At 59.2% G+C, this 25139-nt stretch carries 24 protein-coding genes; 5 read left to right on the top strand and 19 right to left on the bottom strand.

Going from position 1 to position 25139, the window contains the following annotated elements; genetic code table 11:
* Nucleotides 1-393: 393 nt before the first annotated feature.
* The 5 genes from ACQUTI_RS11390 to ACQUTI_RS11370 all read right to left on the bottom strand — a co-directional run bounded on the left by ACQUTI_RS11390 (nucleotide 394) and on the right by ACQUTI_RS11370 (nucleotide 5458).
* On the bottom strand, nucleotides 394-1098 hold the full coding sequence (locus tag ACQUTI_RS11390) for an ABC transporter ATP-binding protein (RefSeq protein WP_049116395.1): 705 nt from the start codon (nucleotides 1096-1098) through the stop codon (nucleotides 394-396).
* On the bottom strand, nucleotides 1085-1921 hold the full coding sequence (locus ACQUTI_RS11385; RefSeq protein WP_023319923.1) for an ABC transporter ATP-binding protein: 837 nt from the start codon (nucleotides 1919-1921) through the stop codon (nucleotides 1085-1087). Before ACQUTI_RS11385 ends, ACQUTI_RS11390 begins: the two co-directional genes overlap by 14 nt.
* The gene (locus ACQUTI_RS11380) at nucleotides 1914-2747 is read right to left on the bottom strand and encodes an ABC transporter permease (RefSeq protein ID WP_004885647.1); all 834 of its coding nucleotides are present in this window, start codon (nucleotides 2745-2747) and stop codon (nucleotides 1914-1916) included. The genes ACQUTI_RS11385 and ACQUTI_RS11380 overlap by 8 nt, the downstream gene beginning before the upstream one ends.
* Nucleotides 2747-3769: an ABC transporter permease gene (locus tag ACQUTI_RS11375; protein WP_004885648.1), complete on the bottom strand. Its 1023-nt coding sequence runs from the start codon at nucleotides 3767-3769 to the stop codon at nucleotides 2747-2749. The genes ACQUTI_RS11380 and ACQUTI_RS11375 overlap by 1 nt, the downstream gene beginning before the upstream one ends.
* Before the next feature lie 120 nt (nucleotides 3770-3889).
* On the bottom strand, nucleotides 3890-5458 hold the full coding sequence (locus ACQUTI_RS11370; protein ID WP_216555855.1) for an ABC transporter substrate-binding protein: 1569 nt from the start codon (nucleotides 5456-5458) through the stop codon (nucleotides 3890-3892).
* Nucleotides 5459-5663: 205 nt separating this feature from the next.
* On the opposite strand from ACQUTI_RS11370, the gene ACQUTI_RS11365 reads away from it, so the two are divergent.
* A complete protein-coding gene (locus ACQUTI_RS11365) occupies nucleotides 5664-6359 on the top strand; it encodes a GNAT family N-acetyltransferase (protein ID WP_049004473.1) in 696 nt (231 codons plus the stop codon).
* A gap of 53 nt (nucleotides 6360-6412) precedes the next feature.
* Here ACQUTI_RS11365 and ACQUTI_RS11360 read toward each other — a convergent pair whose 3' ends face one another.
* The 3 genes from ACQUTI_RS11360 to ACQUTI_RS11350 form a co-directional block, all read right to left on the bottom strand.
* Nucleotides 6413-6631, bottom strand: coding sequence for a YgdI/YgdR family lipoprotein (locus ACQUTI_RS11360; protein ID WP_004885657.1), 219 nt, complete (start codon nucleotides 6629-6631; stop codon nucleotides 6413-6415).
* Between the two features lie 623 nt (nucleotides 6632-7254).
* Nucleotides 7255-8055, bottom strand: coding sequence for a PhzF family phenazine biosynthesis protein (locus ACQUTI_RS11355; RefSeq protein ID WP_122542609.1), 801 nt, complete (start codon nucleotides 8053-8055; stop codon nucleotides 7255-7257).
* Complete coding sequence (locus tag ACQUTI_RS11350; protein ID WP_057213881.1) at nucleotides 8045-8713, bottom strand: helix-turn-helix transcriptional regulator; 669 nt, start codon at nucleotides 8711-8713, stop codon at nucleotides 8045-8047. The genes ACQUTI_RS11355 and ACQUTI_RS11350 overlap by 11 nt, the downstream gene beginning before the upstream one ends.
* A 201-nt stretch (nucleotides 8714-8914) precedes the next feature.
* Here ACQUTI_RS11350 and ACQUTI_RS11345 point away from each other — a divergent pair, with 201 nt between their 5' ends.
* On the top strand, nucleotides 8915-9271 hold the full coding sequence (locus tag ACQUTI_RS11345) for a hypothetical protein (protein ID WP_023319928.1): 357 nt from the start codon (nucleotides 8915-8917) through the stop codon (nucleotides 9269-9271).
* A gap of 63 nt (nucleotides 9272-9334) precedes the next feature.
* On the opposite strand, the gene betA is transcribed toward ACQUTI_RS11345, so the two are convergent.
* From betA to betI, 3 genes are read right to left on the bottom strand one after another with little or no spacing between them, the layout of a single operon-like run.
* Complete coding sequence (gene betA, locus ACQUTI_RS11340; protein WP_017899036.1) at nucleotides 9335-10999, bottom strand: choline dehydrogenase; 1665 nt, start codon at nucleotides 10997-10999, stop codon at nucleotides 9335-9337.
* Nucleotides 11000-11012: 13 nt separating this feature from the next.
* Nucleotides 11013-12485: a betaine-aldehyde dehydrogenase gene (betB, locus tag ACQUTI_RS11335; protein WP_004885669.1), complete on the bottom strand. Its 1473-nt coding sequence runs from the start codon at nucleotides 12483-12485 to the stop codon at nucleotides 11013-11015.
* 13 nt (nucleotides 12486-12498) lie between these two features.
* Nucleotides 12499-13086 (bottom strand): transcriptional regulator BetI, encoded by a 588-nt coding sequence (gene betI, locus ACQUTI_RS11330; RefSeq protein WP_017899038.1) that lies wholly within the window; start codon nucleotides 13084-13086, stop codon nucleotides 12499-12501.
* A gap of 128 nt (nucleotides 13087-13214) precedes the next feature.
* Between betI and betT the strand changes: the two genes are divergently transcribed.
* Entirely contained in the window at nucleotides 13215-15248 is a 2034-nt protein-coding gene (betT, locus tag ACQUTI_RS11325) for a choline BCCT transporter BetT (protein WP_004885674.1), read from the top strand.
* Between the two features lie 45 nt (nucleotides 15249-15293).
* Here betT and ivy read toward each other — a convergent pair whose 3' ends face one another.
* Nucleotides 15294-15740, bottom strand: coding sequence for an Ivy family C-type lysozyme inhibitor (gene ivy, locus ACQUTI_RS11320; RefSeq protein ID WP_017899040.1), 447 nt, complete (start codon nucleotides 15738-15740; stop codon nucleotides 15294-15296).
* 225 nt (nucleotides 15741-15965) lie between these two features.
* On the opposite strand from ivy, the gene ACQUTI_RS11315 reads away from it, so the two are divergent.
* On the top strand, nucleotides 15966-17222 hold the full coding sequence (locus tag ACQUTI_RS11315; RefSeq protein ID WP_049116389.1) for a mechanosensitive ion channel family protein: 1257 nt from the start codon (nucleotides 15966-15968) through the stop codon (nucleotides 17220-17222).
* On the opposite strand, the gene ACQUTI_RS11310 is transcribed toward ACQUTI_RS11315, so the two are convergent.
* Nucleotides 17219-18112, bottom strand: coding sequence for a LysR substrate-binding domain-containing protein (locus ACQUTI_RS11310; protein WP_065878898.1), 894 nt, complete (start codon nucleotides 18110-18112; stop codon nucleotides 17219-17221). The genes ACQUTI_RS11315 and ACQUTI_RS11310 overlap by 4 nt on opposite strands.
* Before the next feature lie 253 nt (nucleotides 18113-18365).
* Here ACQUTI_RS11310 and ACQUTI_RS11305 point away from each other — a divergent pair, with 253 nt between their 5' ends.
* Nucleotides 18366-18971, top strand: coding sequence for a glutathione S-transferase (locus ACQUTI_RS11305; RefSeq protein WP_428923268.1), 606 nt, complete (start codon nucleotides 18366-18368; stop codon nucleotides 18969-18971).
* A 52-nt stretch (nucleotides 18972-19023) separates the two neighbouring features.
* On the opposite strand, the gene ACQUTI_RS11300 is transcribed toward ACQUTI_RS11305, so the two are convergent.
* From ACQUTI_RS11300 to ACQUTI_RS11275, 6 genes are all read right to left on the bottom strand, one after another.
* Nucleotides 19024-19809, bottom strand: a complete 786-nt coding sequence (locus tag ACQUTI_RS11300) for an SDR family oxidoreductase (RefSeq protein WP_053810664.1) — start codon at nucleotides 19807-19809, stop codon at nucleotides 19024-19026.
* Between the two features lie 83 nt (nucleotides 19810-19892).
* The gene (locus ACQUTI_RS11295; RefSeq protein ID WP_002893589.1) at nucleotides 19893-20690 is read right to left on the bottom strand and encodes an SDR family oxidoreductase; all 798 of its coding nucleotides are present in this window, start codon (nucleotides 20688-20690) and stop codon (nucleotides 19893-19895) included.
* A 61-nt stretch (nucleotides 20691-20751) separates the two neighbouring features.
* On the bottom strand, nucleotides 20752-21819 hold the full coding sequence (locus ACQUTI_RS11290; protein WP_002893591.1) for an ABC transporter permease: 1068 nt from the start codon (nucleotides 21817-21819) through the stop codon (nucleotides 20752-20754).
* 17 nt (nucleotides 21820-21836) lie between these two features.
* Nucleotides 21837-23381, bottom strand: coding sequence for a sugar ABC transporter ATP-binding protein (locus ACQUTI_RS11285; RefSeq protein WP_017899044.1), 1545 nt, complete (start codon nucleotides 23379-23381; stop codon nucleotides 21837-21839).
* Nucleotide 23382: 1 nt separating this feature from the next.
* Complete coding sequence (locus tag ACQUTI_RS11280; RefSeq protein WP_043521717.1) at nucleotides 23383-24003, bottom strand: DUF2291 family protein; 621 nt, start codon at nucleotides 24001-24003, stop codon at nucleotides 23383-23385.
* A gap of 43 nt (nucleotides 24004-24046) precedes the next feature.
* Entirely contained in the window at nucleotides 24047-24982 is a 936-nt protein-coding gene (locus ACQUTI_RS11275) for a D-ribose ABC transporter substrate-binding protein (RefSeq protein WP_004176926.1), read from the bottom strand.
* Between the last annotated feature and the right edge of the window lie 157 nt (nucleotides 24983-25139).

The following is a 25139-nucleotide window of genomic DNA, read 5'->3' as shown; positions in this document are numbered from 1 at the left end:
CGCATCCATGCGGGCTGCCCCGGCCTTCCGGGAACGTCTCAGCGATTTTGAGGCCGCCAGCACCGGCAGTTTCAGCAAGGCTGGTGAATAAATTAACGGCAGGTCGCACGAATCGTAGGTCGGGTAAGCGAAGCGCCACCCGACAAAGCAACGGCGCATCGGGCTAAGGCGCCGGGCAAGCGGGGACAGGGTGCGCTCTGTTGCCCTCACCCCGGCCCTCTCCCACAGGGAGAGGGGGAAAACCGAGCCTCACTCCGGCCCTTCATACATAGGGATAGGGGGAAAACTGGCAGTTTCAGTCGCCGCAAGTGGGTAAATTAACGGCAGGTCGCACGAATCGTAGGTCGGGTAAGCGAAGCGCCACCCGACAAAACAACCGCGCATCCGCTGCCTTCACCTCATTCGGTGTTCCCCGTTGACCAGCGCGTCGCGATCGAAAAAGCGCTGGATCACGCCCTCCGCCATAAACGCTGCCCGATCGGACATATGGGCGATGACGTCGGCATCATGGCTGACCAGCAGATAGGTCATGCCGTGCTCCTGTTTCAGGCGGTTAAGCAGATTGAGGATTTCCGCCTGTACCGACATATCCAGTGCCGAGGTCGGCTCATCCAGCAGCAGGAGCTGCGGGCGCAGCAGCAGGGCGCGGGCAATGGCCACGCGCTGCCGTTGACCGCCGGAGAGCTGATGCGGATAGCGGCGCGCGGCGTCGGCGGCCAGACCCACTTGCTCAAGGGCGGTGGTCACCCGCGGGGCAACGTCGCGGATGCCGTGGATCTGCAGCGGCTCCGCCAGGGTGCGCCACAGGGTATGGTTGGGATGCAGCGAAGCATACGGATCCTGAAACACCATCTGCACGTTGCGCCGCAGCTCGCCCTGAAAGCGGGCGCCCGGCGTAATGGCCTGGCCGAGCAGATCCACGCTGCCGCGCCATTCGCGCTGTAATCCGGCGAGCACGCGCAAAATCGTCGATTTACCGCAGCCCGAGGCGCCGATCAGGCTGAAGGTTTCCCCGGCGTCGACACGGAAACTGGCGGCGGAGACCGCCGTCTTCGCGCCGAATGTTACCTGTAAATCCTGAAGATTAACGATCGCCATGGGCCGTCTCCGTAAAGTCCTGAGTTCTGTCGAGGGTCGGCAGCATCTGGCCGTAAGTATGCGCATTCGGCCGGCAGGTCCACAGGGTGCGGGTATAAGGGTGCGTCGCCGTCGGTAGCGCCCGCGCTGGCATCTCGTCGACCTGTCTCCCCTGGTACATCACCAGCACGCGATCGCAATGCGCGGCCACTAACGGCAGATCGTGGCTGATCAGTAACATGGCCATCTGCCGCTGCGCGCACTGCTCCACCAGCAGCTCGAGGATCTGGTTGCGCAGGCGGGCGTCAAGGGCCGAGGTCGGCTCGTCGGCTATCAGCACCTTCGGGTTATTGAGCAGCGCGAGGGCGATCATTACCCGCTGCCCCATCCCGCCGGAGAGTTCGCCGGGATAGCGGCTGAGGACCGGGAGATCCAGACCGACAGCGGCGATAGCGTCTTTGACCGCCTCGGCGCGCCCGCGGCGGCTGAGACGCTGATGCAGGGTTAACGCCTCTTCCAGCTGCGTCTGAATGGATTGCACCGGATTCAGCGCATAGCGCGGGTCCTGCAGCACCATAGCGATATCGTTGCCGCGCAGCTCGCGCCAGCCGCGGGCGCTAAGGGTCAGCACATCACGCCCCAGCACCTCCAGCCGTTCGGCGCTCACTATCCCGGGCTTGCGCACCAGGCCCATCAGCGCCCGGGCGGTCATTGATTTGCCGGAGCCGGATTCGCCCACCAGCGCCAGCCGCTCGTTGCCGAGGGTGAAGCTGACGTTGTCCACCACCCGGGCGGTGGGGTAGTCGACAGCGAGTCCCTGCACGGTCAGTCGGATGTCAGTCATGTTGCGGCTCCAGAATATCGCGCAGGCCATCGCCCAGCAGGTTAAACGCCAGGCTGGCGAGCAGGATCGCCGCGCCGGGGATGGCAGCGATCCACCACTGGTCGAAAATCACCTGCATCCCGTCGGCAATCATCGCTCCCCACTCCGCCATCGGCGGGCGAGCTCCAAGGCCGAGAAAGCCGAGCCCGGCGGCGGCGAGAATAATACCCGCCAGATCGAGCGCCAGCCGGACAATTGCCGACGGCAGACATAGCGGCAGAATATGGCCGACCAGCAGCCGCCCGCCGCGGATGCCCAGCATCTCCGCCGCGGCGAGATAGTCGCTATGACGCAGGCGCTGAATTTCGCTGCGCGCCTGACGGGCGTAGGCCGGCCAGGTAGTCAGGGCTAACGCCAGCGCGCCGTTGACCAGCCCCGGGCCGAGCATCGCCACGAACGCGAAGGCGAGGATCAACCGCGGCATCGACATCACCACGTCGGTAAACCGCATCAGTATTCGCTCCAGCCACCCGCCATAGTAGCCGGAGAGGATACCCACCAGCAGCCCGACGGGCAGGGTAATGGCGGTTACCAGCGCCACCAGACCCAGCGCCGGACGGGCGCCGTAGAGCAGGCGCGACAGCAGGTCACGGCCGTAGCTGTCGGTGCCGAGCCAGTGCCCCGCGCCAGGTCCCTGCAGGCGGGCGGCGGCATCCTGCCAGTTGGGATCGTGCGGCGCCAGCCACGGGGCGAACAGCGCGGTCAGCACCAGCAGGATCACCAGGGCCAGGCCGCTGAAGGCGGCGGGTGATCGGCGCAGACGGCGTAAAAACAGATAAGTCGGCATCAGCGCACCCTCGGGTCGGTTAACCGCACCAGCAGGTCGGTCAGGTTATTGATCAGCACAAAGCTCACGCCAATCAGCAGCGTGCCGCCCATGATCGCCGTGGTATCCCCGGCGAACAGCGCGGTGGTGAGATAGCGGCCGATCCCCGGCCACGAGAAGACGGTTTCGGTGAGCACCGCCCCTTCGAGCATCGAGGTCCAGGCGAGGGCGGTCACCGTCAGCAGAGTGCCGCGGATATTGGGCAGGACGTGGCGCAGCAGAATTGTCATCTCACCAGCCCCTTTGGCCCGCGCCAGCAGAATGTACTCTTTGTTCATCTCGCTCAGGCAGGCGGAGCGGGTCAGGCGGGTGATGCTCGCCAGCGAGTAATAGGCCAGCACCAGCACCGGCAGCGCCAGATGGCCGATGGCATTTTTAAATGCGGCGGTATCGCCGGAGAGCCAGGTGTCGATCAGCGCAAAACCGCTGCGCGGCTCGACGGTGTACTGATAAATATCGTCGAGTCGACCCGGGCCCGGCGCCCACTGCAGCCGGGCGTAAAACAGGGCCAGCATCAGCAGGCCGAGCCAGAAAATGGGCACCGAGTTGCCCAACAGGGTAAAGGTGCGCACCGCCAAATCCCACGGCGAACCGGCGTAACGGGCGCACAGTACCCCGGCGACGATGCCCAGTACCGCGCCGACGATCAGCGCCAGGGTCGCCAGCTCAAGGGTTGCCGGAAAGACCGCCAGCAGGTCGTGAAGCACCGGCTGGCCGGTGGCGCTGGCGATGCCAAGATCGCCATGGGACAGGTTGACCAGGTAGTGCCAGAACTGGACCGGCAGCGGTTGGTCGAGACCCAACTGATGGCGAACCTGGTCGTAAGTCGACTGACTGGCATGGTCGCCGACGATCTGCAGCACGCGGTCGACCGGCGACAGCGCGGAGAGCGCGAAGGTGACCAGCAGCAGCCCGAACAGCGTCAGCAGCAGGGTAAACAGCCCCTGCAGCAGGCGGGTAAGATGAGTGGAAAACGATGGCATGGAAAATGGAAATTCCTGGTATATCAACATGGTTCCCGGCGGCGCGACGCCCACCGGACCCGGGTGGCGAAACGGTCATCCGGGCAGGGCGAGGCCGCCATGCCCGGTGACATAACCCGCTTACTTGGTGACGTTATCGTACCAGACCATATCGGCGTTCAGCCCCTGCTGATAGCCCTTCACGTTGTCGCGCACCACGATCTGGGTTTTCCCCTGGTCTATAAAGACGTATGGCGAATGCTGCAGCAGGGTTTCCTGCATCGTTTTGTACAGGTCGAGGCGTTTCGCCGGGTCCGGCTCCGCCACCGCGGCGAGGGTGGCTTTATTCAGCTCAGGGATCTGCCAGCCGTTGAGCCCGGCCACGGTGCTGGATTTACCATCGTTCCATGCAAAGGCGCTGGCGTTGGAATGGGCATCAAAGTAGTCCGGGATCCACAGGCGGATCGCCGCCTGATGCTGCTTCGCGCGCACCCGGGCATAGACCTGGCTGCCGGCGGCGGGTAGCAGATCCACCTTCACCCCACCCTGGGCAAAGCTGGCCTGCAGCGACTGGGCGATGGTGATAAACGGCGGTTTGTTCTCCACGTCGAGGGTGAAGTGGGCATCCTTAATGCCCGCTTTATCGAGGATAGCCTTAGCTTTTTGCGGGTTGAAGGTGAAAGGATTGGTCTCCAGCGCCCCCGGCAGTCCGGCCGGCAGGAAGCTTTGATGAATAAAGTACTGTCCTTTCAGCAGATTTTTGGTGATGCCTTCATAATCGACCAGCCAGCGCGCCGCCTCCCAGAAGGCCGGATTATTCAGCAGCGGGTTGGCGCTGTTGGCGGTATTAAACACCAGGTAGTTTTGCTCGGCGGACGGGATGCTCAGCACCTTCACGCCGGGTTTATCCTGCAGGGCGGCTATCTGGTCAGCGCCGAGGTCGCGGGCCACGTCGGCATCCCCCTGCTGGATCAGCAGGCGGCGGGAAGCCGGGTCGGGGACGTTTTTAATAATAATGCTTTTGATCTTTGGCGCGCCGGTGGGGGAGCTGGCGTTGGCCTCCAGCACGATGGCCTGATGCGGCTGGTAGGCGCGCATTTTATAGGCCCCGCTGCCCGCCGAGTGCATCTTCAGCCAGTCGTTGCCGAAGTCGTTATTTTTCGCGTTCGGCGCCACCTGTTTTTCATCAACGATGGAGGCGATGGGGGTGGAGAGAATATTCAGCGCCACCGCCGGGCTGACGTCGGCGGTCCAGTGCAGCGTCAGGGTATGATCGTCAACTTTTTTCAGCTGGCTGGCGATGTTGTCCGGCTGCCAGCCGAGCACGTTGAGAATAAACGCTGGCGATTTATTCAGCGTCACCGCGCGGGTGTATGAGAAAATCACATCTTCCGGGCGCAGCGGATTACCGGAGGCGAATTTGGCATCCGGCTTCAGTTTAATGGTCAGGGTTTTCGCCGCCGGATCGGCCTGCCAGCTTTCGGCGAGAATCGGTACGATTTTTTCAGGGTTGTTGCGGTCCGGCTGCACCAGACGCTGGTAGAGGCTGGGGACCGTCTGAATGCTGGAGAGTTCGTTCGCTTCCGCCGGGTCGAGGCTGACGATATCGTCGAGACCCTGGGCGACTACCAGCGTGTTGGGCGGCGTGGCGGCATGCGCGGCGGTGGAGAGCGCCGTCAGTACCAGTAAAGGCAACAGTTTTTTGGTCATGTGCAATCCCTGAAAAATGGTTATTTTAATTTTTTATGCCTCGCTACGTTAGGCCGCTTGCCAAAAGGCGTAAAGTCAAAATAAGGATATTCTTATGCTAAAAACGCATAATCAAGAACGACAGGTTATTGCCGGTCGCGCAGAAGCGCCTTTCTCCGCTGCGGGCTTCTTGCTATAACGCATTGTCTATTGCGAGGAGGTGGGTGTGCCGGAAATCAATGAGTTTGGCCAGCAGGTGAACGACCTTGTCCCAGGCTGGCAGGGGGCGCGAGTCTTGCGACGGACGGCGTTAAATGGCCGTTTTTGTCGACTGGAGCCGCTGGACGTTGACCGTCATGCGGCGGATCTGTTTGCCGCCTATGCGCTCGGTGACAACAGCGACTGGACGTGGCTGGCGTCTACGCGGCCGGAGAGCGTGGCAGCGACCGCCCACTGGATCGCGGGCAAGGTGAATGATGATGCCCTGGTGCCGTATGCGGTGATTGACCTGCGCAGCGAGCAGGCGGTAGGCATCGTCAGCTATATGGCGATCGAACGGGAAATGGGCACGGTTGAGATCGGCCATGTCACCTGGTCGCGACGGATGAAAAACACCCCGCTGGGTACCGAAGCGGTCTGGCTGCTGCTGAAGAACGGCTTTGACCATGGCTATCGTCGGCTGGAGTGGAAATGCGATTCGATGAATGTCGCCTCGCGCCGCGCCGCCGAACGGCTGGGCTTTAGCTGGGAAGGACGTCTGCGGCAGAGGCTGGTGCGTAAAGGGCGGACGCGCGACAGCGATATGCTGTCCATCATCGACGGCGAGTGGCCTGCGCGCGATGCGGCGCTGCGGGCGTGGCTGGCGGCGGAAAACTTTACTGCCGACGGGCAGCAGATCAAACGCCTGGAGGCGTTTCGCTAACTCTGCAAAGTGAATGGGCAGAGCGCATCACGCCAGCCCTGCCCATACAAAGGCTATTTCTCGATCATCTGAATAATTTGATCCCGGTTAATGGCATGTTCATTTCCCGCGATATCCTCATAGGTGATTAACCCAGTATCGTCATCGACCTCCGGTTTTCCGTGGGTGATAATCATCTCACCATTTTTTTTCTCTAATACATAATCGCTGGAACACCCCGCAACGGTGAACGTTAATAATGCCAAACCGAATACTGCAACGAACTTTTTCATTGTGCTACCTGTTGTAAGAAAGCCACGGTGGGCCGCAGAATATGACAGACTAACCAGTTATCGAAAGTGGGTCATAATTAATACCGAATAAAGTATTAACATGGCGACTAACGTAATAACCACAATACGACGCTCAAGGGGCGTGGCCTTTTTCTTAGATTCATCATCTGGTTTTGTTAACATAATATTCTCTCTGTTAGCCCTGTCAGTGCTCCCGATTCCGACACCGGCAGAGGTGAGTTCTCGGCAATATTGTCGGGATGAACGACTTGCTAGTTGTTATTTAATACCCAGAGTTAAAGTAACGATTCCAGTGATAACCATTCAAAGACCCGTTCAGGCATTTTTGGCTAACACAACATTAAAAATCTCATTTTTATGGCTGAAGCTGGCTATGCCTGCCGCAGACTCTGTTGCGCAGGCAGCACGCTTATTATCTTTTCGCACGTAACGGATAAAAATAGCTGTTATTATCAATGCTCCGGGGCTGGAAACGGCAAACCCTGGATGACGTTATTAAATGATTCTCACCAAAATATTAAAGAGGCCTATTTAAGATGATGAGAATCACAATTCGCCATTAAGCTAATATAATTTTGCAAATAAACTATAGATTCGTCGGTTTACAAAATAAAGGTACCTTCAATAACCAGACAGGCTTCGCCTGAGAGTTCAACACGTCCGTTATCTTTGATGTGGCAGAAGAGTTCTCCCTTACGGTTACCACCTTGCTGGGCATGAAGCGTTTTTTTCGCCAGTTTCTCACTCCACAGCGGCGCCAGAAAAGTATGTGCCGAACCGGTGACCGGATCTTCGTTGACTCCCACCTGCGGACCGAACCAGCGAGAACGAAAATCGAAGGTCCGTGATGCGGCGGTGACCACCACGCCACGGGTGTTGAAGGCATTCAAGGCGTTAAAGTCGGGTTTAAGCGCGTCCAACAGCGCTTCGTCATCAATGACGACAATAATATCGGAGGCTTGCCAGGTTTCACCTGCGTCTTCAGCCAGTCCCAGCGCCTTGAACAATCCTTGCGGCGCGGTGATGGGTGACGGAACAACCAGCGGAAAATCCAGGGTATATTTTCCGTCATGCAACGTGACGTCCAGCGCGCCGCTGCGGGTGAAAAAACGCACCCGATCGCGCGCTTGTTGATTGAGCAGCACGCTGGCCGCAGCCAGCGTGGCATGACCGCAGAGATCGACCTCGACGGCTGGGGTAAACCATCGCAATCCGAAACCGTCAGGCTGCCTGACAACAAAGGCCGTTTCCGACAGGTTGTTTTCCGTCGCAATGCGCTGCAGCACGCTATCTTCAGGCCACGCCTCCAGCAAACAAACCGCGGCGGGATTGCCGGTAAAGGGGCCTTTTGAGAAAGCATCGACCTGATAAAAGCGAATGCGCTGCTGTGAATTATTTTTCATTCATCACCTCAAGGTCATTATAAACCGTATATCGTGTTACCCCCAGGGCCTGAGCCGCCTGCTGCACGCCCCCGCGCATTTTAAAAATACCTTTCGTATGCATTTCAGCGACAATTTTCAAACGCTGCGCTTTTTGTATTTTTTTACCCGGCACTGAATATTTATCAATGATTTCCTGGATTGACTGATCGATCAATCCGCCTAAATTAAGATCGACCGCCTCTGCGGCCTCCGCCGGCGATGGCAGCAGCGCGTCAAGGCTCTTGCGTATTTGCTCAAAAGGCGAGGGGTCGACATTAATACAGAAGGCGATAAGCGGATATCCCTCTTCGCTGTAATAAATTGTCGATGCGCTATTGAGCGTTTTTCCTGAAGCGGTGACGGTTTTATAGTCGCTTATGGTTCTCGGCTTGTTGTTATTCGTCTTCTGCAGAAGCAGCGCAAAACCGGTATCTTTTTCCGGGCCGGCTAATAAATGATCGCCACTACCCCTGCCGCTAACATGACCGTTAATAATTTTGATAATGGAATGTTCAGGGGTAGTGAGATTATGCAACACCACCTCCTGATTCGCTGATAACGTTCCCGCCATGGCGTCCATGGCTGCTTCAAGCGGCCCGGCGATCTGTGCAACCTGCTGTGTGTACTCTGATGTCATGGATGATCCTCTGCTGGAATCGTGGTCAGGAAGCGACCCCGGAACGCCATTTTACCATGGGAGATACGCTGACAGGATTAAGTTATACGCACAATGTTTAATTATCAACAAAAAGTTGAATTTTTAGCGCTGGCAGCGTAAATTCCGCTGCGCAAAGCGTCAGCGCTCATGTCGGGTGCGTCTTTATGTTATGGAAATATAATGAGAATTTTTGGCTTGATAGTCATTGCCGTTCTGCTGGTGGCCTGCGGAGTCATTCACCCCTTCGGCGACAAAACCATCTATCAGACTTATTCGGTATCCGATCGGCTGGGGCTGCACTGGCGCTATGACTGCATACGCAGCGCCCTGAAGCCGCAAGGCTATGAGGTTGAGCGCATCATCCCCGAGCAGAATGCGCCAAACTTCTTTGATATTTCGCAGCACGGCACACGAGTCGCCCAGATTGATATGTATCAGGTGGCTGGGGCGAGGACGATAAGTATCACCCTGATATCCGGTGCAAAACAGGTGAATGCTGCTGTTGATAGTATTATTCAGCCGTGTCTTGATCGCTAAGGGATGCAGGAAAGGTGAGGAGTGTCCTTTCCGCACGGGAAAGGACAAGCGTGGCCTAAACGGTTAGCGGCGAACCGGCGCGTCGCCAGCGACATAATACGCCGCGGTGCTGCGCGGCAGCGGCTGGCGGCCGCGAATGGCGTCAGCCATCTTCTCGCCGATCATAATGGTGGTGGCGTTCAGGTTGCCGGTGATGATCTGCGGCATAATCGACGCATCGATCACCCGCACGCCTTCCAGACCGTGGACCCGGCCTTCGCCATCGACCACCGCCATCTCGTCGTAACCCATCTTACAGGTCCCGCATGGGTGGAATGCGGTCTCGGCGTGGTTGCGCACAAACTCATCCAGCTCGGCATCGCTCTGGCAGTCAATACCCGGGCTGATTTCGCGGCCGCGATACTTATCCAGCGCCGGCTGGTTCATGATCTCCCGGGTAATGCGAATGGCGTCGCGGAACTCCTGCCAGTCCTGCTCATGGGACATATAGTTAAACAGGATCGCCGGGTGGGCGTGCGGGTCGCGCGACTTCAGGCGCACGTGGCCGCGGCTGGGAGAACGCATCGAACCGACGTGGCACTGGAAGCCATGCTCTTTCACCGCGTTGGAGCCATTGTAGTTAATCGCCACCGGCAGGAAGTGGTACTGAATGTTCGGCCAGGCGAACTCGGCGCGGCTGCGGATAAAACCGCCCGCTTCGAACTGGTTACTGGCGCCGATCCCGGTGCCGCCGAACAGCCACTCGGCGCCGATCTTCGGCTGGTTCCACCACTGCAGCGCCGGGTAGAGCGACACCGGCTCTTTGCATTCATATTGTAGATACATCTCCAGATGGTCCTGCAGGTTTTCCCCCACGCCGGGCAGATCGTGCACCACCGGGATATCGAACTGCCTGAGCAGCTCGGGATTGCCGACGCCGGAGCGCTGCAGGATCTGCGGCGAGGCAATCGCCCCGGCGCACAGCAGTACCTCTTTGTTGGCCGTCGCTTTTGACGGGATAGTGCTTTCCCCCTCCAGCCACTCGACGCCCACCGCGCGCTTGCCGGCAAAAATAATATGATCGGTCAGCGCATGGGTGCGGATGGTCAGGTTGGGGCGACCGCGCGCCTGGTCGAGATAGCCGCGGGCGGTGCTGGCGCGACGGCCCTGCGGCGTCACGGTGCGGTCCATCGGACCAAAGCCTTCCTGTTGGTAACCGTTAAGATCGTCGGTGCGCGGATAACCCGCCTGCACCCCGGCTTCAACCATCGCCTCGAAGAGCGGATTATTGCCCGGCTTCGGCGTGGTGACGCTCACCGGGCCATCGCCACCGTGGTAGTCGTTGGGCCCGATATCACGGGTTTCCGCTTTCCGGTAGTAGGGCAGGCAGTCGAGATAGCTCCAGTGTTCCAGCCCTGGCGCGGCGGCCCAGTTATCGAGGTCCAGGGCGTTGCCGCGTATGTAGCACATGCCGTTGATCAGCGACGAGCCGCCGAGCCCTTTGCCGCGTCCGCACTCCATGCGGCGATTGTTCATGTACGGCTCAGGTTCGGTCTCGTAGGCCCAGTTGTAGCGCTTGCCCTGCAGCGGATAAGCCAGCGCGGCGGGCATCTGGGTGCGGAAATCGAACCGGTAGTCCGGGCCGCCGGCTTCCAGCAGCAGGACGGTGGTGTTTGGATCTTCAGTCAGTCGTGTCGCCAGAACGTTGCCGGCGGAGCCGGCGCCAATAATGATGTAGTCAAATTGCAAAAAAACCTCCCGGTTAAAATATGGACTGGAATTTACCCATCTCAACCTGGATGGACTTCACCTGGGTGTAACTCTGCAGGGTCATCACGCCGTTCTCGCGGCCAATGCCGGAGTGCTTATAGCCGCCGACCGGCATCTCCGCCGGGGATTCCCCCCAGGTGTTGATCCAGCAGATACCCGCTTCGAGCTGATGAATGGCGCTGTGGGCGCGGTTCAGGTCGGCCGTGACGATACCCGCCGCCAGACCGTAGTCGGTATCGTTGGCGCGGCGGATCGCTTCTTCATCGGTGTCATAGGTGAGGATGGACATCACCGGGCCGAAGATCTCCTCGCGCACGATGGTCATCTCATCGCTGCAGTCGGTAAACACGGTCGGGGCCACCCACGCGCCGTTGTCAAAGCCTTCGCCCTTCAGCACGTCGCCGCCGCACAGCAGGTTCGCGCCTTCTGCTTTGCCTTTGGCGATGTAGCGCAGCACATTGTCACGGTGCGGGAAGCTGACCAGCGGGCCAAAGTTGGTGCGTTCATCGAACAGATCGCCCGCACGGATGCGGCCCACGCGCTCAACGATTTTCTGCTCAAACGCCGCCTTAACCTTCGCGGGGACGAACACCCGGGTGCCGTTGGTGCACACCTGTCCGGAGCTGAAGAAGTTGGCCATCATGGCGATGTCGGCGGCGAGATCGAGATCCGCATCGTCGAAAATAATCAGCGGCGATTTGCCGCCCAGCTCCATCGTCACCTCTTTCAGGGACGAGCCCGCCGCGTTGGCCATCACCTTTTTGCCGCTGGCGACGCCGCCGGTAAAGGAGACCTTAGCGATACCCGGATGCTCGGTCAGGTACTGGCCGGTCTCCGCGCCCACACCCGGCAGGACGTTAAACACGCCGTCCGGCAGACCCGCTTCGGTATAGATTTCGGCAAGTTTCAGGGCGGTGAGCGGGGTCACTTCGCTCGGCTTGAAGATCATCGCATTGCCGGCGGCCAGCGCCGGGGCGGATTTCCACAGAGCGATCTGGATCGGGTAGTTCCATGCGCCAATCCCGGCCACCACACCCAGCGGTTCGCGGCGGGTGTAGACGAACGACGTCTCGCGCAGGGGGATCTGACTGCCTTCCAGCGCCGGGATCAGCCCCGCGTAATACTCCAGCACGTCCGCGCCGGTGACGATATCCACGGTTGAGGTTTCGGAATACGCTTTACCGGTGTCGAGGGTTTCCAGCTTTGCCAGCTCGTCGTTCCGTTCGCGCAGGATATCGACGGCGCGACGCAGGATGCGCGAGCGTTCCATGGCGGTCATCGCCGCCCAGATTTTTTGCCCACGCCGCGCGCTCTCGACGGCGCGGTCGACATCCTCGCGTCCGGCAGCCTGTACGCTTGCCAGGACTTCACCGTTGGCCGGGTTAATGGTCTCGAAGGTGCGACCGCTGGTGGCGGATGTATAACCACCATGGATATAAAGCTGCTGTTCTGCCATTCGGGACATAAATTCTCCTCGGTTATTCGGTCGGTAAATGCTGGCTGATGAAGTGGCTGGTCAGCGACTGCGCCAGCGTCTTATCCAGCGGTTTGCCGCTCAGGGCGGCGCGCAGCCACAGGCCGTCTATCAGCGCCGCCAGCCCGTAGCCGGCCTCCTGGGCCTGCTGGCGCGGCAGCTCGCGGCGGAACTCGTACACCAGGTTCGACAGCAGGCGGCGGCTGCTCACCTGCTGCAGGCGGTAGAGCATCGGCTGGTGCATGCTGCTGGCCCAGAAGGCCAGCCAGGCCTTCATCGCCGCGCTGCTGATCTGCGTCTCATCAAAGTTGCCGCCGACTATCGCCTGCAGGCGCTCTCCGGCGCTGCCGTCCGGCAGAGCGTGCAGACGGTTGAGCACCGCGTCGCGTAGCTGGCTGGTGATGTCGCGCATGGTCGCCTCCAGCAGACCATTTTTGTCTTTGAAATAGTGACTGATGATCCCCGTCGACACGCCCGCCCGCCGGGCGATCTGCGCGATGGTCGCGTCGTGCATTCCGACTTCATTTATTGCGTCCAGCGTGGCGTCGATCAGTTGCCTGCGCCGGATTGGCTGCATCCCCAGTTTGGGCATTTTTGCCACTCCATTCATCAGCGTTGGTTAACTATTAAAGCGGTTTTTGATTGGACGTTCAATATAAAATGTGTCTTAATTGTTACGTGATTGAATTTTAATAGTTACAAAAACAGTGGGGATACTGGATGACAGATCTTTCGCAAAACAGAGAAAAGGACAAAATCAATCCGGTGGTTTTTTACACCTCTGCCGGACTGATTTTGTTGTTTTCCCTGATGACGATCTTTTTTCGCGATTTTTCTGCCGAGTGGATTGGGCGCACCCTGGGCTGGGTGTCGAAAACCTTCGGCTGGTACTATCTGCTGGCGGCGACGCTGTATATCGTCTTCGTCGTCTGCATTGCCTGCTCGCGCTTCGGATCGGTGAAGCTCGGGCCGGAGCAGTCCAAGCCCGAGTTCAGCTTGCTGAGCTGGGCGGCGATGCTGTTCGCCGCCGGGATCGGCATCGACCTGATGTTCTTCTCCGTGGCCGAGCCGGTGACGCAATATATGCAGCCGCCGGAAGGGGCGGGGCAGACCATCGAGGCGGCGCGCCAGGCGATGGTGTGGACCCTGTTTCACTATGGCTTAACCGGCTGGTCGATGTATGCCCTGATGGGCATGGCGCTGGGATACTTTAGCTATCGTTATAATTTGCCGCTGACCATCCGCTCGGCGCTGTACCCGATTTTCGGCAAACGGATCAATGGGCCCATCGGTCACAGCGTCGATATCGCGGCGGTGATCGGCACCATCTTCGGCATCGCCACCACCCTCGGCATCGGCGTGGTGCAGCTCAACTACGGTCTGAGCGTGCTGTTCGATATTCCGGACTCGCTGGCGGCGAAAGCGGCCCTGATTGCGCTGTCGGTGATCATCGCCACCATCTCGGTCACCTCCGGGGTGGACAAGGGCATCCGCGTGCTCTCTGAACTGAACGTCGCCCTCGCGCTGGGGCTGATCCTGTTCGTGCTGTTCATGGGCGATACCTCCTTCCTGCTCAATGCGTTAGTGCTCAACGTCGGCGACTACGTCAACCGCTTTATGGGCATGACGTTGAACAGCTTCGCCTTCGACCGCCCGGTAGAGTGGATGAACAACTGGACGCTCTTTTTCTGGGCGTGGTGGGTGGCCTGGTCGCCGTTCGTTGGCCTGTTCCTGGCGCGCATTTCGCGCGGGCGCACCATCCGCCAGTTTGTGATGGGCACCCTGATCATTCCGTTCACCTTTACCCTGCTGTGGCTGTCGGTGTTCGGCAACAGCGCGCTGTATGAGATCATCCACGGCGACGCGGCCTTTGCCGAGGAGGCGATGCTCCACCCGGAGCGCGGCTTCTACAGCCTGCTGGCGCAGTATCCGGCGTTTACCTTTAGCGCCTCGGTGGCGACCATTACCGGTCTGCTGTTCTACGTCACCTCCGCCGACTCCGGCGCGCTGGTGCTGGGGAATTTCACCTCGAAGCTGAAGGACATTAACAGCGACGCCCCGAACTGGCTGCGCATCTTCTGGTCGGTAGCTATCGGCCTGCTAACCCTCGGGATGCTGATGACCAACGGCATCTCGGCGCTGCAGAACACCACGGTGATCATGGGGCTGCCGTTCAGCTTTGTGATTTTCTTCGTGATGGCCGGACTGTATAAATCCCTGAAAGTGGAAGATTACCGCCGGGTCAGCGCCAGCCGCGACACCGCCCCGCGCCCGATGGGCTTGCAGGACCGGCTGAGCTGGAAGAAGCGCCTGTCGCGGCTGATGAATTACCCGGGCACACGCTATACCAAACAGATGATGGAGACGGTGTGCTACCCGGCGATGGAGGAAGTGGCCCAGGAGCTGCGGCTGCGCGGCGCCGCGGTGGAACTGAAGAGCCTGCCGCCGGAAGAGGGCGAGAACCTTGGCCACCTCGACCTGCTGGTGCACATGGGCGACGAGCAGAACTTTATCTACAAGATCTGGCCGCAGCAGTACTCGGTGCCGGGCTTTACCTATCGGGCGCGCAGCGGGAAATCCACCTATTACCGGCTGGAGACCTTCCTGCTGGAGGGCAGCCAGGGTAACGACCTGATGGACTACAGCAAAGAGCAGGTGATCACCGATATTCTCGACCAGTACGAGCGGCACCTGAACTTTATCCATTTGCACAGGGAAGCGCCGGGGAACAGCGTGATGTTCCCGGATGGCTAGCCAGGGAGCCCCCGTCGGCGAAAGACTGACGGGGGCGACGGGCGGTTACTGGTAGTTAAAGGCGTCCGGATGGTTGTCGAGGCTACCGCTGAGGGCGGCAAACAGCACGGTTTTGCCATCGATGGACAGGGCGTCGCTGACGTTAAGCCAGGTCAGCTTCTCCTGGTCGGTTTTTTCATCGACCACCGAGTAAACGCCTGACATCTGTTTGCTTTTCTCCGACCAGATCACCGCGATACGCTCGTGGCCGCAGTCGTGGGGTTTGCAGGCGCTTAACACCTGCCAGGATTCGCTGCCCAGCTTCACCGTCTGCGCCGGCGAACCGGTGCCGCCGGTGGTCACCCAGGCGGGCAGCTGATGGCCTTTGACCATCTGGTTAAACGACGCCCGGGTGGCGCTATCGTGGGCCAGACTGTTCAGCGTGACGTCGCCTTGCGCCATAACGCTGGCGGAGGCGGCTAAGGCGATAATAGCGGTAAGCGTTTTAAACATGTTTCCTCCTGGACTTATTCCGTCCTGATAACAAGCCTCTTTATAGTGAGCGTAGATAATGATTAATGCAAACTTTGACATATATCCCGTGAATGATTAGCGGCGGTGCGCGCATGGACGTTACGCTAAGCGATATGCCATGATGCGGATTGATTAACTTTTTCCAATATATGCCCTTGTGATAAAGCAGTTAGCGAAATGGCATAGTTATTCAGGCGATAAAGCATGGCGTATGTGAATCATCTACTGACGTTTATTGAGAGTAATCCGGCGCTGGCGGTGGGATTTAACCTTATTCTGCTGCTGTTCTCCGGCATATTTGCCCACCTTTTATGCAAGTTCTTGCTGATTAAAGTGGTGCGTAAGGTCTTCTTTGGTAGCCATAAACAGGACGTGCCGCTGGAGAAGGATCGACGCATCGCCGAAAAGCTGTCCAATTTCATTCCGGTTATTATCGTCTATTACGTTCTGCAGTTTATGCCGGCGATGCCGGCATCGCTGGTGACGGCGATTAATACCGTCTGCGGGATCTTGTTTTTTATTTTTATGTCGGTGTTTTTCAACGAGATGCTGGATATTGTTAACAGCTCTTATCTGCGAAAAACCAAACGTAAAAATCATTCCATTAAGGGCTATATCCAGATAGGCAAAATCTTAGTTCACATCCTGGCGGCGATTATGATCCTCGCCGTGATGTCGAATAAATCGCCGATTATTATTATCTCCAGTTTGGGGGCGGTGGCGGCGGTGCTGATGATCGTGTTCCAGCATACCCTGCTGTCGCTGGTGGCGAACGTTCAGCTGTCGTCCAACGACGTGCTCCAGCTGGGGGACTGGATTGAAATGCCTGACAAGAACCTCAGCGGCGAGGTGACGGATATCGCGCTGCACACCATTACCATCCGCAACTGGGACAATACCATCTCCCGTATTCCCACCAAGAATTTCCTCACCGAGACCTATACCAACTGGCAGGCGATGTTCTCCTCCGGGGCGCGGCGGATCATGCGCAGTATCGCCATCGATCAGCACTCGGTGCGTTTTCTCGACCAGGAGATGCTCTCCTCGATGCTGGCCATCCGCGGGGTGAATGAGCCTTTGACCACGTTGCTTGACGGCCGGGATCCCGGCGGCGTGGCGGACCGCTGGTTTGTCGATAACGGCCTGACCAACCTGACTCTGTTTCGCCACTACCTGATGCACTATCTCGCCGAGCGGCCGGATATTATTAAGGAGATGTACATTGTGGCGAGAACGCTGAAACCGTCGCCGTCGGGTATCCCACTGGAGATTTACTGCTTCACCTCCTCGACGCTGTGGAAAGACTACGAAAACACCCAGTCGGCGATATTTGAGTACATTACCGCGGTGGCCGGGCAGTTCTCCCTGCGCCTCTATCAGTATCCCGCCGGGCACGATTTCTGGCGTCTCTCCCAGGAGCACGCCGCCCGGGCGGGCCTGCCGCCATCGGCCGAAGGCTAAGCGCTGATCTGCTGGCGCCAGAGGGCGATCTCCTCTTCCAGCCAGGCGATGAACCGGGCGATTTCCGGCCGGTTCTCCGCCTGCGGGGAGACGGTCAGCCAGTAGTGCCAGGGGTAGGGGACGGTGACGGCGGTGAGCTGCACCAGCTCGCCGCGGGCTATGGCTCCCGCCACCAGCGAGCGCCGCTCCAGCGCCACGCCGGCCCCCAGGCGAACCGCCTCCAGCACCAGGTTGGAGTCGTTCAGGCGCAGGCACGCGGGGACGATGGTCTTTTCCAGTCCCGCCTGGCTGCACCAGGCGTGCCACGACTCCATGGAAAAAACGATATCGCTGGCGGCGATCGCCTGCGGGGTGGTCGGCAGGTCGCCGCCGCGATAGTGCGGCGCGGCCACCACCAGCTGTTCATCGGCAAACAGATGCCGGCTTTCCATCCCCTCCCAGTCGCCTTGCCCCATGCGAATGGCCAGATCGATACCCTCCTGCTGCAGGTTGACTACCGCCAGGCTGGTCAGCAGGCGCACCGCGATCTGCGGATGTCGCGCCTGAAAGCGCGCCAGCCGCGGCAGCAGCCAGTGGCAGCCAAAGGAGGGGAGGGTCGCCAGGGTCAGTTCCATGGTGCGGGGTTTGATCTGCACCATCCGCGTGGCGTCGGCGATGTGCTGTAACGCCTCGCGGATTTGCAGGGCATAGAGCCGCCCCTCTTCCGTGATGCGCACCCCGCGGCCGTGGCGGACAAACAGTGAGACGCCGACCAGGGCTTCCAGCTGTTTGATGTGCTGGCTGACCGCCGAATGGGTCACGCTCATTTCGTGGGCGGCCTGCGTCACGCTGCCGAGGCGCGCCACCGCCTCAAAGCTGCGCAGGCTGGCGACAGGGGGAAAATCTGCCATGGTGATCTCTCAGTCTGTGAGTCGATACGTTAACGTTACTACCGGGTTAGCGGGTTTTATAGCCGCCGTGAACAGGCTGTCGAGGGGATGCAGGCTGTCTCATTCGGTATAGCACAGGGGAGACCGGCGGACTACCCCGTGGCGCCAGTTTGTTAGTTTTCCTAACCATTGCGGTAAGCATCCCCTGATATTCGCGGGGCGGGTTTTGCAGTAAGGTAAGCCAGCAACCCCTTTATCGCAGGCAGGAGTGACGATGAAACTCATTGGTATGATGGATTCACCTTATGTAAGACGCGTGGCGGTTTCTCTGGCGCGCTATGGCGTGGAATTTGAGAGCCTGCCGCTATCGGTCTTTAGCGGCTTTGACGAATTCTCCCGTATTAATCCGGTGGTCAAGGCGCCGACGGTGATTCTTGATAACGGGACGCAGCTGATGGACTCCACGCTGATCCTCCATTATTTCGAAACGGCCAACCCCGCCGGGCGTCGGCTGCTTCCCGCTCATCCCGAGGCGCTGGCCCACGACCTGCACCTGCTGGGGGTGATCCTCGCCGCCAGTGAAAAAGCGGTCCAGCATGTTTATGAGCACCGTCTGCGGCCGGAAGAGAAGCAGCATCAGCCGTGGATAGCCCGGGTGACCGGCCAGCTGCTCGCCGCCTGTCGGGAATGGGACGCCCGGCTGGCAGACCGCGCTGTCGCCGCGCATCCGGACCAGGTGATGGTCACCAGCACGGTGGTCTGGTCCTTTATCCAGTTGATGATCCCGGCGGTGGTGCCGGCAGCGGAGTTTGCGCATATTCGCGCGCTGGCGCAGAAGGGGGAGGCGCTGCCGGCGTTTCAACAGTATCCTCTGGCTTAACGGCGGGGATGGAGAGGGGCGCCGCAGCGTGGCGCCCTGAAGCAGGAAAGGATCACCAGCAGACAAACCCGCCGTCGACCACCAGGTCTACGCCGGTGCAGAACGAGGCGGCGTCGCTGGCGAGGAACAGCGCCGGGCCGGCCATCTCTTCCACCTTCGCCATCCGCTGCATCGGCGTCTGGCTTTCAAACTCGCGGGTTTGGTGCACCATCTCCGGGCGGGTATTCATCGGCGTGGCGGTATATCCCGGGCTGATGGAATTGACGCGGATCCCTTTGGCCACCCACTCCATCGCCAGGCTTTTCGACAGATGGATCACGCCGGCTTTGGAGCAGTTGTAATGCGCCTGGTCGAGGCCGCGGTTAACGATAATCCCCGACATCGAGGCGATATTGATAATCGACCCGCCGCCGGACTCCAGCATCAGCTCCGCTTCCGCTTTGCAGGAGTTCCACACCCCGGTGAGATTGATATCGATCACCCGCTGCCATTGCTCGCTCTCCATCTCCAGCGCCGGATTGGCGTTGGCGATCCCGGCGGCGTTAACGGCGATGTCGAGGCGGCCAAAGCGGCTTTTGGCCAGCGCGACGGCGGCGCGCAGGTCGGCCAGCTGGCGGACATCGCCGGTGTAGGCGCAGGCCTGGCCACCAATGGATTCAATATGACTGACCGTTTCCGCCAGCCCACCGTCGTCGCGAAGATCAAAACAGACCACCCGCGCGCCGGCGCTGGCGAGACTGCAGGCGATGGTCTGGCCAATGCCGCTGCCGGCGCCGGTGACAAAGGCGACGCGATCCCGCAGGCTAAACAGCTGTTGTGCAAAGTCTTTACCGATCATAATGATTATTCTCTTCAATATAGTGTCGAACATCGGGAGCCAGGCTTCCCGGTTGGCGGCGCGCCTTATCCGGGCTACCGTGCTCAGGACATAATCAAACCGCCATCGATGTTAATGGTCTGTCCGGTGAGATAGCGGGCGTCGTCGGAGGCGAGAAACGCCACCAGCCCGGCGACGTCTTCCGGCTTGCCGGCGCGCTTCATCGGAATGCCTTCGACCCACTCCGCCATCAGCTCGCCTTTGCCGTAGCGCTTCTGCTCGGTGCTGAGAATTTCGCCCCACACGCGGTCGTTGTAATCCCACATTTCGCTTTCAATAATGCCCGGACAGAAGGCGTTGACGGTGATATTCCACGGCGCCAGCTCATGAGCCAGGCTTTGGGTAATGCCGATCACGCCCATTTTGCTGGCGGCATAGTGCGGGGTATAGATGAAGCCCTGGCGCCCCTGACCGGATGAGGTGTTGATCAGGCTGCCGTGATTCTGTTTCACCATATATTTGGCCGCCTCGCGGCAGCACAACCAGACGCCGGTGGTGTTGACCGCCAGCACTTTTTCGAAATCGGCTTTTGGCATCCGGTCGTAGTAATCGATGGTGATCACCCCGGCGTTCTGAATCGAGACGTCAATGGTGCCGAAGCGGGCGGCGGCCTGCTCATACAGCCCCTGCACCTGCGCTTCGTCGGTCACATCGACCTGCAGCGATAAAATGTCCGCCTGATAGCGCTGACGCAGGGTTTCGGCGGTCTCATGAACCCGTTCGGCGTTGGAAACCATTACCAGGTTCGCGCCGTCGCGGGCGAAGCGCTCGGCAATACCCGCGCCGATGCCGCGGCAGGCGCCGGTGATCACCACCGTTTTGTTCTGGAAATCTCGTTGCATATGTTGTTCCCTTTCGCTGAGCCGGGCACCAGGCCCGGCGGAAGATATGAATCGTTGCCGGTTAGCTGGAGGTGGCGCCGTTGGGGGGGATGGCGGCCAGTTTCTCCTCATGGCGACGCATCAGGATGACCTTGCTCTGCAGCTTCTGCTGGAACTGGTCGACGACCACGGCGGTGACGATCACCACGCCTTTAATCACCATTTGCCAGAAATCGCTGACGCCCATCATCACCATGCCGTCGGCAAGGAAGACGATGACGAAGGCGCCGATAATCGAGCCGGTTACCCGACCACGGCCGCCGGCCAGCGCAGTGCCGCCGAGCACGGTGGCGCCGATGGCGTCCATCTCAAACATGTTGCCGGTCATCGGGTGCGCGGTTTGCAGCTGTGATGCGACGATCAGGCCGACAAAGGCCGCGCACAGGCCGGAGAAGGCATAGACGAATATTTTCGCTTTCACAATCGGCACGCCGGCGAGGCGGGCGGCGGACTCGTTGCCGCCGATGGCGTAGATGTAGCGGCCAAGCGGCGTTTTGGTGGTCAGCCAGTAGCCCAGCACCAGGAAGCCGATCATCAGCCAGATGGGCAGATAGACGCCGAGCAGGGTGCCGGAGCCGAGGGTGGCGAAACCGGTGTTGCCCAGCGCTTCCATGCCGTTGAGATTCGGGTAGGTGCTCCCGTCGTTAAACAGCAGCGCGGAGCCGCGGGCGACGTACATCATGCCTAAGGTGCAGATAAACGGCGCCACGCCGAAGCGGGTGATCACCGCGCCGTTGACCAGACCGACCAGCACGCCGAAGATCGCCACGCAGAGGATCACTTCCGGGACGTTAAAGAAGAGGATGTCGCCGTTCCACAGCGGCAGGCCGTTGGTCAGCAGCGCGCCTGCCACCATGCCGCAGATCCCCGCCACCGCGCCGACGGACAAATCAATGCCGCCGGTGAGAATGACCAGCGTCATGCCGATGGCCAGCAGACCGGTGATCGCCACGTGCTGGGTCATGATCAGCAGGTTAGAGGCGGTCAGGAAGTTGGGTACCATCACGCTGAAGAATGCGATCACCAGCAGCAGGGCGATAAAGGTGCGGGCCTTCAGCAGGTACATATAAATCATATATTTCTGGTTCATGATGGATTCCAGCCTGATTAATCTTGAGGTGTTGAAGCCGCGATTAACTGTTCGCGGGTCACCGCATGGCGCGGTAGATCGGCGGTAATGCGGCCATCGGCCATCACCAGGATGCGGTCGGCCAGGGCCATCACCTCATCCAGTTCAGAAGATGAAAACATCACCGCCAGCCCCTGCTGGGCCATTTTGCCGATCAGGTGATAGACGTCGGTTTTCGCACCGACGTCGATGCCGCGCGTCGGTTCGTCGAGGAACACCACCTGCGGCTGGGTCATCAGCGCTTTACCCAGCACCACTTTTTGTTGATTGCCGCCGCTCAGCGAGGTGATGGGCAAATTGGCGTCGCTGACCTTGATCGCCAGCTGCTGGATCATCGCTTTCACGCAGGTCTCTTCTTTTTGCGGATTCAACCAGCGCCAGGCGCGGCGAAAACCCTGCAGGCTGAAATCAGAGAGCGTCATGTTGGCCTGAATCGACATCATCTGCACCACGCCTTCGCCCTGGCGGTCCTCCGGCACCAGCGCCAGCCCTTTTTTCAGACGCTGCTGAAAGCGTGCTTTGCCGATGCTTTCGCCATTGAGGTGCACCTCGCCGCGCTGGCAGGGCATCAGGCCTACCAGGCCTTTGAACAGCTCGGTGCGTCCGGCCCCCAGCAGGCCGTAAATACCGATCACTTCGCCTTTGCTGAGGGTGAAGGTGACGTCATTGAGCTTGTAGCCGCCGCTGGGATGCAGCGCGGTCAGTCCCTTGACGTCAAGCACCGCGTTGCCTTTTGGCGCCGGTTGATAATCGAAATGTTTTTTCTTATCGCCGACCATCTGCTCGATGATCCACGGCACGCTGGCGTCGCTGACGTGACGCTCGCTGATAAAGCGGCCGTCGCGGAAAATGGTGATGTGGTCGCCGATCTCCATCAGCTCTTCGAGGCGATGCGAGATATAGATAATGGTCACGCCGCGGCGCTTAAGCTGCGCGATCACCTTGAACAGCACTTTCACCTCAGACTGGCTCAGCGCCGAGGTGGGTTCGTCCATGATCAGCACCCGGGTGTCTTTCGACAGCGCGCGGGCAATCTCGACTAATTGCTGGTGGCCGATACCGAGTTCGCCCAGCGGGGTGTAGGGATCGACATCCAGCTCCAGTCGCTCCAGCAGCGATTTGGCCAGCGCGTACTGATATTTTTCGTTGATGCGTCCTTTCTGAAAGAATTCATTTGCCATGAAGATGTTGTCCATCACATTCATATTGGGAAATAAATTCAGTTCCTGGAAAATAATGCTGATGCCGAATTTCTCTGCCTGATGGGTAGAGTTTAAAGTCACCGCCTCGCCATCGAGAATAATTTGCCCGGAGGAGGGCGTTTCCACACCGGCAAGCATTTTCATCATGGTGGATTTACCCGCACCATTTTCTCCGATCAGCACGTTGACCTTATTTCGATAGACCCGGTAATTGACATTATCCAGGGCGGTCACGCCGGGATAGACGCGCGACAGGCCGCGAGTTTCGATAATCACTTCAGACTCAACGGGCTGGGGAGCGACGAGATCGTGCGGCGCCATATTATTGCCCCCCCGCGTGAACGATTTTCGCCGGGGTAATTTCCGGGAGGGTTGGCGGAATATCCCACGCCGAGAAGACGCCGTACACGTCCACGCTGTCGCCGGTTTTGAGGTTGGCGGTCTGAATCATTTTGACCGCCTGGCTGTTGATATTCTTGCTGTACTCGCCGAACAGCACCTGGTCGTTAAAGTCCTGATAGCTGGCGCCGCTGTAGCCGTCGCGCAGCTGGGTGCCGCGCAGGGTGGGGCCAATTTGCACCGTCACATTGCCGACGCTGGCGTCGGACAGGGTCATCTTGCCGCTGCGCGAGGCGGTATCGAGCTTGCTGACAGTACCTGAAACCTTGACGTAGAAGATGCAGGGGTTTTCGTCCTGCGCGCGGTAGCCAAGGGCTTTGCAGGCGCTATCGATATCTTTTGCCGCCTTGAGCGCGCTCATCAGTTCCGCCGCCGGGCGCGCTTTCGCCACCACCTGGGGTACGATGCTCTGCTGCCAGGTTTTATCCATGTTCGCCATATGCGGGTTGGGCGGCGATTTCAGATCTGCCAGCTCCTGCTGCGAGACGATGCGACAGCCCCCAAGCGCCAGTACGGCTAGCGTCAGACAGGTTTTCTTAAACATAATGCTCTCCTCTGCGCCCCCGCGGGGGCGCAACCACCCGAACTCAGGACTTAATGTTGAAATCCTGGACTTTATCGGCGTTATCCTGGGTAATCAGAATGCCGCGGAACATCACGCGCTGTTTGGCCGGCTTTTCGCCTTTTTGCAGGTAATTATCCAGATCGGTGACGCCCTGAGCGGCGATGGCCTGCGCTTGCAGCATCACGGTCGCCTGCAGGGTGCCGGCTTTCACGGCGTCGCGCTCATCGTTGCTGCCGTCGATGCCGACGACGATCACATCGCTACGGTTGGCCGCTTTCAGCGCTGCAATCGCGCCGAGGGCGACCGGCCCGTTGCCGCAGATCACGCCTTTCACGTCCGGGTGAGCCTGCAGAATGCTGTCCATGATGCGCTTGCCGTCGATCAGGGTGCCTTTGGCATCCTGTTTCGCCACGCTGACCATATCCGGATACTGGTCAATGACCTGATGGAAAGATTTAGAACGGGTGACGCAGTTATTATCGGCGAGGTTGCAGGTCAGCTCGGCGTATTTGCCTTTCTCCGCCATCTTCTCGACGAAGACGTTGGCGACCTCGGAGCCGGCCTGGAAGTTATTGTGGGTAATTTGTTCCAGCGCCACATCATCAACCGGAATTTCACGGTTAATTAAGACCACCGGAATGCCGGCTTTTTTGGCCTTTTCAATGGCGGCGACGCTGGCGGTGGAGTCGGCGTTATCAAGAATAATGCCCTGCACCTTTTTACCAATGGCGGTGTCGATAAGCTCATTCTGCTTTTTGACATCTTCGCCATGGGACAGCACGGTGGTTTTATAGCCGAGCGCCTGGGCTTTTTCGCTGGCGCCTTTGGCTTCCGAGGCGTAATACGGGTTATCCAGCGAGTTGACCATGATCATAATGGTGCCTTTCTCCGCGGCGTGCGCGGCAAAGGAGAAGGCGGTCAGGGTAGCAGCGGTTAAAAGGGTTATACGTAATTTCATGACTCTGTTCCTGTATTTTTATATTCGAACAAATGAGCCCCTGAGCGGGCAGGCTTTTACGGTCTGAAATTTCCCCTGAATACATTCGGGGATAGCGATATCGTTATGGGCCGGGTTTCTCCTGTGATAAGTGAATGCGTGTCGTCGCGCAGTCTGG

Origin of the sequence: Klebsiella sp. 7-CIP_Kleb. (assembly GCF_050378655.1) — a bacterium.
In the GTDB taxonomy this organism is placed as follows: domain Bacteria; phylum Pseudomonadota; class Gammaproteobacteria; order Enterobacterales; family Enterobacteriaceae; genus Klebsiella; species Klebsiella quasipneumoniae.
The sequence above is the reverse complement of the archived record's forward strand: the minus strand, read 5'-3'. Positions and strand labels throughout refer to the sequence as shown.